The organism is Streptomyces sp. NBC_01478 (assembly GCF_036227225.1).
GTDB lineage: Bacteria > Actinomycetota > Actinomycetes > Streptomycetales > Streptomycetaceae > Streptomyces.
Genome location: NZ_CP109444.1, coordinates 4820645 through 4834637 on the forward strand (window position 1 = coordinate 4820645; position 13993 = coordinate 4834637).

13 protein-coding genes are annotated in these 13993 nt (G+C 69.3%); 5 read left to right on the forward strand and 8 right to left on the reverse strand.

Annotated features, from left to right (window positions below):
• The first annotated feature begins 121 nt into the window (after positions 1 to 121).
• A complete protein-coding gene (locus OG223_RS21590) occupies positions 122 to 1618 on the forward strand; it encodes an oligopeptide:H+ symporter (RefSeq protein ID WP_329251014.1) in 1497 nt (498 codons plus the stop codon).
• 1613 nt (positions 1619 to 3231) lie between these two features.
• On the opposite strand, the gene OG223_RS21595 is transcribed toward OG223_RS21590, so the two are convergent.
• The 5 genes from OG223_RS21595 to OG223_RS21615 all read right to left on the reverse strand — a co-directional run bounded on the left by OG223_RS21595 (position 3232) and on the right by OG223_RS21615 (position 7638).
• The gene (locus OG223_RS21595; protein WP_329251017.1) at positions 3232 to 4554 is read right to left on the reverse strand and encodes a hypothetical protein; all 1323 of its coding nucleotides are present in this window, start codon (positions 4552 to 4554) and stop codon (positions 3232 to 3234) included.
• A complete protein-coding gene (locus tag OG223_RS21600; RefSeq protein ID WP_329251020.1) occupies positions 4551 to 5657 on the reverse strand; it encodes a hypothetical protein in 1107 nt (368 codons plus the stop codon). The genes OG223_RS21595 and OG223_RS21600 overlap by 4 nt, the downstream gene beginning before the upstream one ends.
• 77 nt (positions 5658 to 5734) lie before the next feature.
• Entirely contained in the window at positions 5735 to 6463 is a 729-nt protein-coding gene (locus OG223_RS21605) for an LPXTG cell wall anchor domain-containing protein (RefSeq protein WP_329251023.1), read from the reverse strand.
• A gap of 151 nt (positions 6464 to 6614) precedes the next feature.
• Positions 6615 to 7118, reverse strand: coding sequence for an ATP-binding protein (locus tag OG223_RS21610; protein WP_329251026.1), 504 nt, complete (start codon positions 7116 to 7118; stop codon positions 6615 to 6617).
• Between the two features lie 148 nt (positions 7119 to 7266).
• Complete coding sequence (locus OG223_RS21615; RefSeq protein ID WP_200682607.1) at positions 7267 to 7638, reverse strand: STAS domain-containing protein; 372 nt, start codon at positions 7636 to 7638, stop codon at positions 7267 to 7269.
• Between the two features lie 268 nt (positions 7639 to 7906).
• On the opposite strand from OG223_RS21615, the gene OG223_RS21620 reads away from it, so the two are divergent.
• The 3 genes from OG223_RS21620 (at position 7907) to OG223_RS21630 (ending at position 11340) form a co-directional block, all read left to right on the forward strand.
• Positions 7907 to 8788: an RNA polymerase sigma factor SigF gene (locus tag OG223_RS21620; protein ID WP_329251030.1), complete on the forward strand. Its 882-nt coding sequence runs from the start codon at positions 7907 to 7909 to the stop codon at positions 8786 to 8788.
• A gap of 213 nt (positions 8789 to 9001) precedes the next feature.
• On the forward strand, positions 9002 to 10498 hold the full coding sequence (locus OG223_RS21625) for an RICIN domain-containing protein (RefSeq protein ID WP_329251032.1): 1497 nt from the start codon (positions 9002 to 9004) through the stop codon (positions 10496 to 10498).
• Between the two features lie 83 nt (positions 10499 to 10581).
• Complete coding sequence (locus OG223_RS21630; protein ID WP_329251035.1) at positions 10582 to 11340, forward strand: DUF5995 family protein; 759 nt, start codon at positions 10582 to 10584, stop codon at positions 11338 to 11340.
• Here OG223_RS21630 and OG223_RS21635 read toward each other — a convergent pair.
• The 3 genes from OG223_RS21635 to OG223_RS21645 are packed head-to-tail and all read right to left on the reverse strand — an operon-like array spanning position 11309 to position 12943.
• Entirely contained in the window at positions 11309 to 11596 is a 288-nt protein-coding gene (locus OG223_RS21635; protein ID WP_329251038.1) for a hypothetical protein, read from the reverse strand. The two genes, OG223_RS21630 and OG223_RS21635, sit on opposite strands and share 32 nt — an antisense overlap.
• A 3-nt stretch (positions 11597 to 11599) precedes the next feature.
• On the reverse strand, positions 11600 to 12475 hold the full coding sequence (locus OG223_RS21640; protein WP_329251040.1) for a hypothetical protein: 876 nt from the start codon (positions 12473 to 12475) through the stop codon (positions 11600 to 11602).
• 42 nt (positions 12476 to 12517) lie between these two features.
• Positions 12518 to 12943, reverse strand: a complete 426-nt coding sequence (locus OG223_RS21645; protein ID WP_329251043.1) for an ATP-binding protein — start codon at positions 12941 to 12943, stop codon at positions 12518 to 12520.
• Positions 12944 to 13133: 190 nt separating this feature from the next.
• Here OG223_RS21645 and OG223_RS21650 point away from each other — a divergent pair, with 190 nt between their 5' ends.
• Positions 13134 to 13985, forward strand: coding sequence for a helix-turn-helix domain-containing protein (locus tag OG223_RS21650; RefSeq protein ID WP_329251046.1), 852 nt, complete (start codon positions 13134 to 13136; stop codon positions 13983 to 13985).
• Positions 13986 to 13993 lie beyond the last annotated feature (8 nt).

Genomic DNA, 13993 nt, shown 5'->3' on the forward strand with positions numbered 1-13993 from the left:
GCCGTATGGTGACTGGACCGCCCGTAGTGACACTGGGGACCTTTGGCGAGCATTCATAGCTGAAGGTCTCTTTTGTGTGCGGCCCTGCCGACCAGTACGGCCCGACCAGCAAGGAACGACCATGGCGTCCAGCCTGACGAAGGACTCGGTGACTCCGGGCACCCCCGGTTCCGAGAAGACCTTCTTCGGCCACCCCCGCGGACTGGCCACTCTCTTCATGACCGAGATGTGGGAGCGATTCTCCTACTACGGCATGAAGGCTCTGCTCCCGCTGTACCTGGTGGCACCGGGCGGCCTGCACATGAGTGCGGCCACCGCGACCGCGATCTACTCGGTGTACCTGTCGCTCGTGTACCTGCTCGCCCTGCCCGGCGGCTGGTTCGCGGACCGTGTCCTCGGCCCCCGCAAGACGGTCGCCGTCGCGGGCGTGATCATCATGCTCGGCCACCTGACGCTCGCCCTCCCCTCCTCGGGCACGTTCTTCGCGGGCCTCGGCCTGGTGGCGGTGGGCTCGGGTCTCCTCAAGGCCAACATCTCCACGATGGTCGGCCACCTCTACGAGGGCCCGGACGACCCGCGCCGTGACGGCGGCTTCACGCTCTTCTACATCGGCATCAACATCGGAGCCTTCGCCGCACCGCTGATGATCGGCACCGTCGGCGAGAACTACAACTGGCACCTCGGCTTCGCGCTCGCCGCGGTCGGCATGGCCATCGGCCTCGCCCAGTACCTGATCGGCACGCGCCACCTCAGCTCCCGCTCGGACATCATCCCCACGCCGCTGTCCGCCGAGGAGAAGGCGGCCACGCTGCGCAAGTCGGGCCTGTGGGCGGCCGTCGCCGTCGTCTTCTACGCGATCGTCGGCTTCTCCGGCCACTACACGCTGAACTGGCTGCTGGTCCCGATCACCATCGCCGGCCTGCTCATCCCCGTCCTGGTCATCGCCCGCATCAAGCGCGACAAGGACCTCGACCGGGCCGAGCAGTCGAAGATGTCCGCGTACATCTGGTTCTTCGTCGCGGCGGCCGTCTTCTGGATGATCTACGACCAGGGCGGCTCGACGGTGTCCCTGTTCGCCGACTCCTCCGCGAAGAACACCGTCTTCGGCTGGAACTTCCCGATCTCCTGGTACCAGTCGGTCAACCCGGTCCTCATCATGGCCCTGGCCCCGGTCTTCGCCTGGGCCTGGCTGGCGCTGGCCCGCCGCGGCAAGGAGCCGAGCACGGCGACGAAGTTCGCGATGGGCCTGGTCCTGATCGGCGCGTCCTTCTTCCTCTTCCTGGCCCCGCTCGCGATCGCCGACGGCGGTCACAAGGCGGCGGCGATGTGGCTGGTGGCGATCTACTTCGTCCAGACGGTCGGCGAGTTGACCCTCTCCCCCGTCGGCCTGTCCGTCACCACGAAGATGGCTCCCGCGAAGTACGCCTCCCAGATGATGGGCGTCTGGTTCCTCGCGGTCACGGCGGGCGACGCCACGACGGGCCTCCTGTCCATCGCCGGCGTCGACCTCAACAAGACGGGCATCGTCGCCCTACAGGCCGCCCTCGCGGTCCTCGCGGGCGCGGCGGTATGGATGTACCGCAAGAAGGTCAAGGAACTGATGGGCGACGTGCACTGACGTTCGTCTACGACGGTTTGGCGGAGGGCCGCCGCATCCTTCTCCGGGGTGTGGCGGCCCTTTCGTGTTCCCGGCGTTTTTCAGTGAACGTTGGGCCACTCGCTTCTTTGCCAGTGTCGGGCTTCCACGACCCGAGTAAAGGGCGCTCCCTACGGTCGCGTCGGCTACGCCGATTCCGCTCCGCTCCACCCTTGACTCGGTCCGCTCCAGCCCGTTTCAGAAGCGAGCGAGCGGCCCGGAGGAATGGGTGGCCGACGCACTAGTTCCCTTGGGTGAGCTGCGTTCCCGGCCGGGATGGAGGGGGCGCGCTGGCGTCTCGCCTGCACGCCGGGCAGGCTTAGCGGCCAACGGCGAGTGGGGACTTCCGTACGAGACCCCGGGCCTGCGTGCGCAGGGGCGCGTTCACGCCTCGCCGGCACGCCGGGTCGGCTCAGCGGCCAACGGCGGGCAGGAACTTCCGTACCAGACCCCAGGCCTGCGCGCGCAGGGACGTGTTCGCGTCTCGCCTGCACACCGGGCAGGCTCAGCGGCCAACCCCCGGTGGGGACTTCCGGAGCAAGACTCCGGACCTGCGCCCGCAGGGGCGCGCTGGCGTCTCGCCTGCACGCCGCGTCGGCTCAGCGACCAACGCCCGGTGGGGACTTCGGTACGAGCACTCCGGGGCCTGCGGACGCAGAGGCGCGATCACGCCTCGCCAGCACTCCGGGCAGGCTCAGCGGCCAACCCCGGTGGGGCTTCCGCACGAGACCCCGAACCCGCCCGCGATTCCGTATGAAGCCCCCGGGCCTGCGCGAGCAGGGGCGCGGTCGCGCCTCGCCGGCACACCGGATCGGTCGACTCAGCGGCCAACGGCTGGTGGGCGTCGGATGGGTGGGTGCTGGAGGCTGGGGGTAAAACTAACCACCGTCACAGGCTTTGACCGGTTAGGAAAGACCCCAGCTTCCAGACAGGACACCGTCGGCGGCGGGAAGGAAGCCCCGGGAGCGAAGGCTGCCGGGGCCGGGAAATGCCACACCTCAACCCCCGACCCTCACATTTCCGCGAACCGGCACCCCGGGCGAGAGACCCGATCGACGGACGGGGCCCACCGCCCGCACCCCCACCCAGCCCAGGACAGCCCAGGACGGCCGAGCCCAGCTCAGCGCAGGACCGACCGACTGCCACAGGCCCACCCTCCCGCCCCGGAACCTCCCTGCCGACCCGGAGCCCTCCTGCCGACCCGCCGTCTTCTTGCAGAAGTCCCCACCAGGGGCTGGCCGCCGAGCCGACCCGGCGTGCAGGCGAGACGCAAACGCGCCCCTGCGCCCGCAGGCCCGGAGTCTTGTACCGAAGTCCCCACCCGCCGTTGGCCGCTGAGCCAGCCCGGCGTGCAGGCGAGACGCCAGCGCGCCCCTCTACCCCGGCCCACAACGCAGTACAGGCAAGGGAACTCATGCCTCGGCCACCCATTCCTCCGGGCCGCTCGCTCGCTTCTCAAACGGGCTGGAGCGGACCGAGTCAAGGGTGGAGCGCAGCGGAATCGGCGCAGCCGACGCGACCGCAGGGAGCGCCCTTTACTCGGGCCGAGGAAGCCCGACACTGACAAAGAAGCGAGTGGCCCAACCCGCACTTGTCTACCGCACCCGCCTCCGCCCCGGCATGAACGTAAACACCGCCACACCAAGCAGGATCGCCGTACCGGAGACCAGGCCGAGCGCCTTCAGGCCGCCGTGGCTGTCGGAGCCGGTCTCCGCCAAGCCCCCCGAGGTCGATGAAGAGGTCGACGTACCGCCCGATGTGGAGGAACCGCCGGCCGCGCCGCTCGCCTGTTCCGTGGTGTCGAGGGTCAGTGAGACCTTCGACTCCGTGGGCGTGCAAGTCGTCGTCGTGCCAAGGGCGTTGACCGTGAGGACGCCGGGCGCCAGTGTCGACGTACCGCTCGCGCCGGGTTTGTATGTGCCGGTCAGGTCCGGGATCTCGATCGGGTCGCCGGACTTGATGGCGGCGGAGTTGGTCGGGCCTTCGACGTGGACCGTGCCCGTGTCGGCGCCGCCCAGGACCACCTCCATCGACGGCTTCACCGAGTCCGCCGGGATGTCGGCGGGGCTGTCCATCACCGACCCCTTGAACTGCACGGTGAGGTCGTAACTCCCGCCGTCCTTCTTGGCGTTGATCTGGACGGCCGAGGTCGCGTTCTTGTCACCGATAGGCGTCTTGCACGCGTAGGGGACGGAGACCTCCTTGCCGGTGAAGTCGGTCTGACCGGTGCCGTCGCTGGGGCTCGCAGAAGCGGACTCGGACGCGGACTCCGAGTCACTGGGCGATGCCGACGCGGAGGCCGACGTAGAGCCCGACGGGGACGGGGACGTGCTGGACGAACTGCCGTCCCCCGCCGTCACGTTGATCGTCGCCGAAGGCGAGACCGTCTGCGTCGGCGCGCACTTCGTGTCCGTCGAGAACGCGTTGACCGTGTACGCGTCCGGAGTCAGCGTGACCGCCCCCGCCGTCGTCAGTTTCAGCGTGCCCTTCATGTCGGACAGGGTCATGACCGCGCCCTTGGGAATCGCCGGGTTCTCGCGCGGGCCCACCATCGCGATGTCGGCGGTCTGCGCGCCGGCCGCCTTCAACGTCCCGGACGGCTGTACCGAGTTGGCGGGGAGGTCGATGATGTCGGGGTTCTTGGACGCGGCCTGGGTGAACTTCCAGACGACGTCGACCGTGTCACCCACCTTCGCCGAAGCCGGCGCGGTGATCTCGACCTTGGTGGTGCCGTCGACCGGGTCGATGCCGGCGGGCGGCACGCAGTGGGTGGCGTAGGACACCTCCGCGGCCTGCGCGGCCTGGGCGCTCAGCCCGAGCGCGAGGCCCGCGCCGCCGAGGACCAGCGCGAACGTGGCCGCGCCCGCTCTCCGTACACCGCCTCCGCCGGCCGGTATGACTCTCCTTGGCTTGCTCACGTAAGTCCCTTCCTGGTGGGAGTCGTCGGACTCGTCGGACTGTCGTCGTGCGGTGCGGAGAGCCGACCGGCCGTGCCCGGATCGGAGTCCGGGGTGAACCACGGCAGGGTCGAGGTCACAGGGGCGGCTTCCTGCGGGGCAGCCGCCGTGCCGAACCTCGGCATGTGCAGGGTGAGTTGAGTGGGCATGCGCAGGGCCCGGTGCCGGGGCGGGCCCGTGCTGCGGCCCGCTCGTCGTGGCCGTATCCGGTCCACCACGGCCATGCCGACGCGGAACACCGCCGCCGGTACGACCACGCAGAGCAGGATCCAGAACAGGGTCACGCCCCAGGGGCGGCCCACGCCCCACGGCTGTTCGGCGAGCACCCGGCCGCCGTACTTCATCGAGACGACGTAGTCGCCGTGCGCGCCGGCCGACAGCTCGACCGGGAGTCTGATCTCCGCCTTCCCGCCGGGCGCGATCGTGCCGCTGAACTGCTGGTCGTCCCACTGCGGTGCGAACACCCCGTGGGAGGTGCCGACTTGGAACACGGGGTTCTTGACGGCTGACGAGCCCGCGTTGCCGACGGTGAAGACCAGCGTGCGGGACGGTGGTGCCCCGAACCAGGTCAACAGCCCGCTCGAACCGTCCAGTCGGGGGTCGGACAGGACCGAGAGGCGTCCGGCCGACGGTTCGGCGGGGAGCGGTTCGATCGCGTGACCCGCGACCTGGAAGACCGCGTCCGCCGACGCACTCGCCCCCGTCACCGTCGCCACATGCACCACGCACGGGCACGGCACCGGCGGCTCGGACACCGGCAGCTTCTTGCTGAAGACCCCTTTGGCGTCCGTCGTGACGGCTCTGCCGTCCGCGTTCGCACAGGAGTTGGTCCCGCCGATCACCCCGCGCGCCGGCGTCGCCTGCCCGCAGATCAGCACCATCAGCAGGGCGTGCGCCCGCCAACCGCTCCCGGAGACGGTGATCGAACCGCCCGCCCCCGCCTGCGACTTGGAGAGTTTCACGTCCGGACCGCCCGCAGCGGAGGCAGGCATCGTCCCCGTCAACGGCAGCAGGAGCAGAGCGAGCACCGCCACCAGCGCCGGGATCCGTACCTTGCCGCTCACGTCACCGCTCCCGTCATCCCATCAACTCGACTTCCGTGTGCGGGCGTTCGGCCACCGCAGCGGGCTCGCCGGGGCTGTCAGCGGCGGGCGCGGGCCGTCTGGTTGCGCCGGGTCAGCCACAGGGTGCCCGCCGCGCCCGCGAGCAGCACCGTGCCGCCGAGCGTGCCGAGGGCGACGACCGAGTCGTCGGGGCCGGTCTTCGGGAGGGTGCCGCCGGAGTCCGTACCGGTGTCGGAGCCCGTGGAGCCCGAGGAACTCGTGGAGCCCGAGGAGCCCGTGGAACCGGATGACCCGCCTGCCGCCGTGACGTCCAGCGTGAGGGACGGGCCGGGGCTGTTGGTGGGGGTGCACGTCGTCGTCGTACCGAGGGCCTTGATGGTGAGGACGGCCGCCGTGAAGGTGACTTTGCCGCTCGCCTTCGGGGTGTACGTGCCCGTCAAGTCGTTGATCTTGATGGGGGTGTTGGCGGGGATCGCGGCCGCGTTGGCGGGGCCCGAGACCGAGACCGTGCCGCTGTCCGCGCCGCCCAGTTTGATGGTGGCGCTCGGGCTCATCGCGCCCTTGCCGAGTTCGACGGGGCTGGAGGAGACGCCCTTCTGCCAGGACATGGTGAGCTGGTAGCCGCTGCCGCTCTTGACGCCCTTGATGTCGATCGGCGAGACGGCGGTCTTGACGCCGATGGGCGTCTGGCACTTGTAGTTGACGTCGACCACGTCGGCCCGGGCTGCGGGGGCGGCCATGAATACCGCCGAGCCGGCCAGGGCCGCGACGGACGCGAGCGCTGCGGTTCGTTTCTGGTACGACACGGTCCCCTCATTCCTGACGGCACATCAGATCGGCCGTCAAGGTACGCCGGGGGCCGTGAGGAAGGAAGACAAGTCGCACGTCGGAGTTGTGACGATCCGGCGTGCGTGAAGAGGTTGCGTGAAGAGGTCGGGCGAGCAGCCCGGGCGGCGCCTAGGCCGGCGCGCCCAGCTCCGCCCATACCGTCTTGCCCGTGACTCCGGGGGTGCGGACGACACCCCAGTCCAGGCACAGTCGCTGCACGATGAACATGCCGTGGCCGCCGGGGCGGCCCGCGCGGTGCGGGGTTCTGGGGGCGGGCTGGCCCGCGCCGCGGTCGGAGACCTCGACCCGGATCACCTTCTTGTCGCAGGTGATCCACATCTCGTCCGGGCCCTCGGCGTGCAGGCAGGCGTTGGTGACCAGTTCGGAGACGACGAGGAGCACGTCCTCGGCGGCGGCGCGTCGGTCGGCACCCTCGGCGGGCAGCCAGCCCCAGGCGTACAGGGCCTGGCGGGCGAAGTCGCGGGCCAGCGGTACGACCCCGCTCTCACCCGCGAAACTGAGCCTGCGGGTGTCGCGGCCCGTGGCGGGCTCGGCGTCTCCCCCGGCGGGCGGCGCGGAATCGCCACCGGGCTCCGGGCGGTCGCCCGGCGGGTAGGGCCGGGTGGTGCTCATCAGCGCTTCACCTCACCGATTCACCGGTTCACGATTCAAGAGTCGGTACGCGTTCAAGAGTCAGTACGTGGATCAGATGCATTTTCGTCGCTCCGGTTCCCGACAGGTTCAGATGTTCTCCTGCCCTGGCGAACCGGCAAAACACCCCTTATTCGTCGGCGAGAGCGGCCTCAAGGGTGTCGTGGACGGTGAAGACCGCATCCGCCCCGGTGATCTCGAACACGCGTGCCACCGCGGGCTTCATCCCCGCGAGGTGCACCCCGCCGTCCGCGGCTTCCGCCTTCAGGCGCGCGCCGAGCAGTACGTTCAGGCCCGTGGAGTCGCAGAACTCCAGCCGTGAGCAGTCCACGACGAGCCGTGCGTACCCATGGGCGAGCAGGTCCTCCAGCGGCTCCCGCAACAGATCGGCGGTGTGGTGATCCAACTCACCCGCCGGTGTCACGACGGCGCTGAGGCCCTCTTTCCGCACCTCGACCAGAAGCCGGCCAGACTGTGCGCTGCCGACCGTCCCGCGGTCCATGCCGTCTCTCTCTCCCGAGGTCGTGGCTGTTGACGTTCGCCCTGGAACACTACGCCTTCCTCACACTCTCCAACACCCGAACAACCGCCCACAAATGGACATATGGCCACATAACGCACTTGCGGCGGGCTCCGGAAAGCGGGTAGGGCTAGTAGAGACAAGTATTTGGACATTCGACACCACCGACAAGACCGGCTTTGGAGGCGCCGCACTCCGCAGTGCACGCACCGGCTTCGGCAGCCATATGCCGACAACGATGGAGGACGCCATGTCACCCCGGCTCGACGCATCGCCTACCCCGGCAGCGACGTCGACACCCCCACCGGCACAACTGGATCCCAATCCCATCGAGGGGCTCCCCGAGATCCCCCCGTACGACGAGATCGGCGCCGTCGACGCACGCGCCCTCTCGAAGACCCTCTTCGCGCGGCTGGAGTCGCTCGAGGAAGGGACGTACGAGTACTCGTACGTCCGCAACACGCTCGTCGAACTCAACCTCGCGCTGGTCAAGTTCGCCGCCTCCCGCTTCCGCTCGCGCAGCGAGCCGATGGAGGACATCATCCAGGTCGGCACCATCGGCCTGATCAAGGCGATCGACCGCTTCGAGCTCAGCCGCGGCGTCGAGTTCCCCACCTTCGCGATGCCTACCATCGTCGGTGAGATCAAGCGCTTCTTCCGCGACACCTCATGGTCCGTGCGCGTACCGCGCCGGCTGCAGGAACTCCGGCTCGACCTGGCCAAGGCCGGCGACGAACTGGCCCAGCAACTCGACCGCGCCCCCACCGTGGACGAGTTGGCCCGGCGCCTGAAGCTCTCCCGTGACGAGGTCGTCGAGGGCATGACGGCGTCGAACGCCTACACGGCCAGCTCACTCGACGCCCAGCCCGAGGAGGACGACTCCGAGGGCGCGCTCGCGGACCGTATCGGCTACGAGGACCACGGACTCGAAGGCATCGAGTACGTCGAGTCGTTGAAGCCGCTGATCGCCGAACTCCCCTTCCGGGACCGGCAGATCCTCTCGCTGCGCTTCGTCGCCAACATGACGCAGTCGGAGATCGGCGACGAACTGGGCATCTCGCAGATGCATGTGTCGCGGCTGCTGTCGCGGACCCTGGTACGGCTGCGGAGGGGACTGACGGTCGAGGAGTAGTCCCCTGACCTGGTACCGGGTGCCGACATCCGGTCCGTCCTGCCTGTGCTGAGCGCGGCGCGCGTGTGTGCGCCGCGCTCAGGCGTTCCCGGACTCCCCGTACCGTTCCCGGGGTTACCCACAGAAACCTCTTTCCCCACCGGTCGCCTTCCACCACTATGGTCACCCGACAAACTGGCTGGTCCGTCAGGACGGGCGCGAGGAGACGGGTGAATGGTTCACTCCGACGAGTACGGCGACACGCCCGCCGGCGCTTCCGACGCACGGCTCACGGAACTGCTGCGCGCCGACACCTCCACGCTCTACCCGGCCCTCCAGGAACTCCGCACCCGGCACCAGCCGTCCGTGCTGTCCTACGCCCGTCTGTGCACCACGAGCGAGTCGGCGGCACGGCAGTTGGCGGCGCAGGCGTTCACCCTCGCGGCCCGCGAGACGGCACGCGGCGCGGACCCGGGAGTCCCCTGGCGGCACCAACTCCTGCTGCTGACCGTGCGGGTGGCCGCGTCGTGGTCCCTGGACGACCGCTCGGCCGGCCTGGATTCCGGCCTCCTCCTGCTCCTGAACACGACGGACCCGGCACCGTCGATGCTCCCGGCGTTCCTCTCGCTCCCGTCCCGCGCCCAGGGCCTGGTCTGGTACGGCGTCGTCGAGCAGGAGCCGGAAGCCGTGACCGCCGCCTTCCTCGGCCTCACCCACGAAGACGTCGTCCACGGCGCCGAACCGGCCCTCCAGGCCATGGCCCAGGCCTGCCTGAAGTCCCGCCTGGCCGCCTCCGACGACCCGCGCTGCGGTGACTTCCGGCGCCTGATCGAGCAGTCGGTACGCCCCGACCATCCCCGCGACAGCGCCGACCTGCACGCGCACATGGCGCACTGCGCCCACTGCACGGGCGGGTACGAGGAACTGACGGCGCTGCGGGACGCTCCGCGGGCGACGCTGGCGGAGGGGCTGCTGCCGTGGGCGGGGACGTCGTACGCGATGAGTGGTCGCGCGGAGGTGAAGGGCAACTCTCCGGGAAATCGGGCGAGTTGGACACCCTCGCGTCGGCTGGTGCTGACTTCGGCGGCGCTCGGGGTGGCGTTGGTGCCACTGCTGTTCTTCCTGCTGCGGCCGGGTGGGTCGACGCCGCGTCCGGGAACGGCGGCGGGCACGGCGGCGATCCCGTCGACCCCGTCCGAGGTGACGGTGACGGCGACGGTCCCGGTGACACCGTCGGCATCCCCTTCCAAGTCACCGTCCCCGACGGGGAGTTCGAAGAAGCCGACGCGCTCGGCGAGCCCCACCCCCTCCCCGACTCCGCCGGCTCACGCGCCGAACGGCACGTACGCCCAGGTCGTGAACGTCTCCACGGGCCGGTGCCTGGACATCCGGGACGGCGACCTGACGGAGGGCACGGATGTGATCACGGCCGCCTGCACCTCGTCCGACACCCAGTTGTGGCGGGTGGATTCGGCCCGCGGGGTGGTGCAGTCGTCCGCCGACTCCGACCTGTGCCTGGACAGCCGGGGGTCCGTGGACAAGGGGGTCGGCATCTGGGAGTGCGACTCGGTGGACGGGAATCACGGCGACAACCTGAGGTTCACGGTGGACGCCGACGGGGTGATCCGCCCGGCGATCGCGATCCTGACGGGGATGGCGCCGGCGGACGGGGACGGGGTGTCGCTGGTGCCGTTGAGCGGGGGCGCGGAGCAGCGGTGGCGGGCGGGGTGAGGCGGAGTGCCGTACCGGAGCGGGCGTTGTCGGTGAGACTGGGCAGCAGTCCGAACTGAGGCTCCGGCAAAAGGGAGTTGGGCATGGCGGCACAGAACATCGACGAGGTCGTGGACGGGCTCGCGGAGATCGTGCGGGAGGCGACCCGGGCCGGTGACCGGATCGGATATTTCGCGGCCCTGTACCGGCAGGTGACCGTCGAGATCCGTAAGGCCATCCACGAGGGACAGTTCGAGGACGGCCCGCGGATGGACCGCTTCGACACGCTCTTCGGGAACCGCTACTTCGCCGCGCACGACGCGTGGCTCCGCGACGGCAGTGGACCACGTTGCTGGCGCGAGACCTTCGGCCTGCTCGACGACTCCGACACGGTCATCGTCCAGCACCTGATCCTCGGCGTGAACGCGCACATCAACCTCGACCTGGCCGTCGCCGCCGCGGGGACCGACCCCGGCACGGACATCCAGGCGCTGCGACACGACTTCCTGCTGATCAACGACATCCTGGCGCGGGTGGTGCTGGCGGTGCAGGACTCGGTCGACGCGGTGTCACCACTCCTGTCCCTGCTGGACCGGGTCGGCGGCCGCACCGACGAACGGATCCTCGACTTCAGCATCGTCCAGTCCCGCGCGGAGGCGTGGCACAACGCGGTGCTGCTGGCGGGACAGAGCGAGGCGGAACGCGCGGAGACCATCGAACGCCTCGACATCCGCGCCGCCGTACTCGCCCGGCTGATCGCCCGGCCGGGGGCGCTGGTCCGCCCGGCGCTGGAACTGATCCGGCACACCGAGAGCGACGACGTGCCTGCTGTCATCGCTCATCTGGACAGCGCGGTGCGGTGAACAACTCCCTTGCGTGGGTGATGTCGTGGGAGCGGTCGAGCCAGGTGGCGAGTTCGTCGGGGTTGGTGGAGGTGAGGATGCGGGTGCGGACGCCGTCGGGGACGTCGATCTGACGTGCGCGGAGGATTCGCAGAACGATCTCCGCGCGTGCCTGAGCGAGTCCCTCCCGTCGGCCTTGCTCGCGTCCCTCCCGTCGGCCTTGCTCGCGTCCCTGTTCTGCCAGCGGGTGCCGCCAGAAATACTGGATGTTCCGCACGGCTCAGGAGTCGTCGCGGAATAGATCCATCGCGTCGGTCACCTGTTGGGAACGGTCGAGCCAGGTGCCGAGTTCGTCGAGGTCGGTGGAGGCGAGGATGCGGGCGCGGACGCCGTCGGGGATATCGATCTGACGCCGTTGGAGGGTACGCAGAATGGCTGCCGACCACCCCTCTGCCCGCCCTTCGTCCCGCACCTGCTCCGCCAGCGGGTGCCGCCAGAAGTACTGGATCGCCGTCATCAGGTCCCTCCACATCTGCTGGGCCTGGCGGTCTGCCAGGCATGAGTCGACGAACTGCACGAAGACCGCGGCACTGTCCGGGTCAATGGTCCGCAGCGCGTTTGCCAGGGATTCCAGTATGACGGCGGCCTGCGGACCCTTGCCATGTGTCATCGCCGAAAGCACCGCAAGGGGTACGTCCCGTTCGGCCTCCCGGTCGTCCACGATCACCGGCACGTTGTCCGGTCCCAGGACGAACGGTCGCACCGTCAGCGAGGGGCATCCGCGTACCCCGAGATGGATGGGCTCCGCCGCCCAGCGGGCCGTGGCATGGCTCTGGGTGATGACGATGAGTACGGGTTCGCAGCGGTACTTCTCGTGCAGACAGCTGAGGTAGTACGGCCAGCTACCGCGCTTCCGCTTGTCGATGTCGCTCTGCGACTCGACGACCAGGAGGTAGGCCCCGTCGTCGGTCTCCGCGCGGAGCAACGTGTCCACGCGCCTCTCGACCGGTTCGATCTCGGTGAGGTCCACGTTCATGGCGGCGAACTCACGTGGTTCGGGGAAGGGGATCCCTAAGACGCCCTGCAGAGCACGGGTCAGAAGCGCGGGATCCTTCTGGAAGATCCGGTGCAGCGCCTCGTGCGACGAGGCGACCATCAACTCTCCTTTCTGTCCGATCAATTCGACGTGATCAACGATCTAGGCGGCGTCCAGGTCACACCACACGTACTTGCCGCGCCGCCCGTTCCTCGACAACGGCTGCGAGCCCCAGAGATCGGCGCAGGCCCGCACCAGAGCGAGACCTCGGCCTGCCTCGGCGTCCAACAGGTCCGCCAACTGGCCCGGCGGCTCAGGGGGTTCGGGATCCGCGTCCCACGCGCCGACCCGCAGCACCCCCGCCGACCAGCTCACGCGGAGCATCACCGGCCCCTTCGTATGGAGTACGGCGTTGGCGACCAGCTCCGTCGCGACGAGTTCGGCGGTGTCCGCGACCCGGATGAGGCCGTGCACGGTGAGGACCAGGCGGAGGGTGCGGCGGCAGACGGTGACGGCACGGCGGTCGTGCGGGACGGAGAGGGAGTACTCCCAGGGCTCGGTTTCGGATTCGGGCTCGGTTTCGGGCATGCGGCAGCTCCGGGCGGTGGGTGCTGGGTGCGCGCGGTGGCAGTGCCGCATCCGCCATGGCAGGACGAAGCGGTGCGCTTCCGCAGCGTGTGCGTGGCATCACCGACAGTGGGGTGTAAATTCGTACCCTCGCAACCGCCTCGCGTAATCTGACCCCCGAACGAGGAGTCCCAGAGAGGCAGTTACTCGGATGACCATGCGCAACCAGCCCACCGCCCGACATGTGCGTCTGGGTTCCGAGCTGCGCAAATTGCGGGAGGCCGCAGGCAAGCCGGCCAAAGAGATCGCCGGGCTCCTTGGGTCGAGTTCGGCACACATGAGCCAGATCGAAGCCGGCAGTTCAGCGATCAGCGAGGAGCGGCTACGCAGGCTCGCGGCCCACTGCGCCTGCACGGACGAGGAGTTGATCGAGGCCCTCGTGGCGATGGCGACCGAGCGCACACGCGGGTGGTGGGACGAGTACAAGGGAGTCCTGCCCCAGGTGAACCTGGACGTGGCCGAGGCAGAGCACCACGCGCAGTTCCTGCGGGAAGTCGTCATCACACACGTCCCGGGGCTGCTCCAGACACCGGACTACGCGCGGGCGGTCTTCGGGTACATGCGTCCGGAACTGCCCGAGAGCGAGCTGGCACCCCGGGTGGACCACCGGATGAAACGGCGAGCCGTCATCGAGGGCGACAACCCGACGCCGTACGAGACGATCATTCACGAGTTCGCGCTGCGCATCCGCGTGGCCGACCGCCAGGCATCCATCGCTCAACTCCGCCGCATCCTGGCCGAGATCGAGGAGGGGCACGCCACCGTGCGCGTCATCCCGACCGACCAGGACGGCTTTGGCGGTGCCGACGCCTCGATGATGCACATGGGTGGCCCACTGCCCCGACTCGACACAGGGCTGCTCGACGCTCCCACCGGGACGATGTTCATCGATGCACAGGCGGAGTTGAATCGACTCCGAACGCTCTTCCGTAGGGTACAAACGGCGTCGCTGGACCCCACGGCGTCACGAGACCTCATCCACCGTTTGGTGAAGGAGCTGTGAGGCACGCC

What these genes read in the sequence shown, in the direction of transcription:
- OG223_RS21625 (WP_329251032.1), top strand. Translation starts at nt 9,002, where the DNA reads ATGGTTCACTCCGACGAGTACGGCGACACGCCCGCCGGCGCTTCCGAC.
- OG223_RS21590 (WP_329251014.1), top strand. Translation starts at nt 122, where the DNA reads ATGGCGTCCAGCCTGACGAAGGACTCGGTGACTCCGGGCACCCCCGGT.
- OG223_RS21650 (WP_329251046.1), top strand. Translation starts at nt 13,134, where the DNA reads ATGACCATGCGCAACCAGCCCACCGCCCGACATGTGCGTCTGGGTTCC.
- OG223_RS21620 (WP_329251030.1), top strand. Translation starts at nt 7,907, where the DNA reads ATGTCACCCCGGCTCGACGCATCGCCTACCCCGGCAGCGACGTCGACA.
- OG223_RS21610 (WP_329251026.1), bottom strand. Translation starts at nt 7,118, where the DNA reads ATGAGCACCACCCGGCCCTACCCGCCGGGCGACCGCCCGGAGCCCGGT.
- OG223_RS21645 (WP_329251043.1), bottom strand. Translation starts at nt 12,943, where the DNA reads ATGCCCGAAACCGAGCCCGAATCCGAAACCGAGCCCTGGGAGTACTCC.
- OG223_RS21615 (WP_200682607.1), bottom strand. Translation starts at nt 7,638, where the DNA reads ATGGACCGCGGGACGGTCGGCAGCGCACAGTCTGGCCGGCTTCTGGTC.
- OG223_RS21630 (WP_329251035.1), top strand. Translation starts at nt 10,582, where the DNA reads ATGGCGGCACAGAACATCGACGAGGTCGTGGACGGGCTCGCGGAGATC.
- OG223_RS21640 (WP_329251040.1), bottom strand. Translation starts at nt 12,475, where the DNA reads ATGGTCGCCTCGTCGCACGAGGCGCTGCACCGGATCTTCCAGAAGGAT.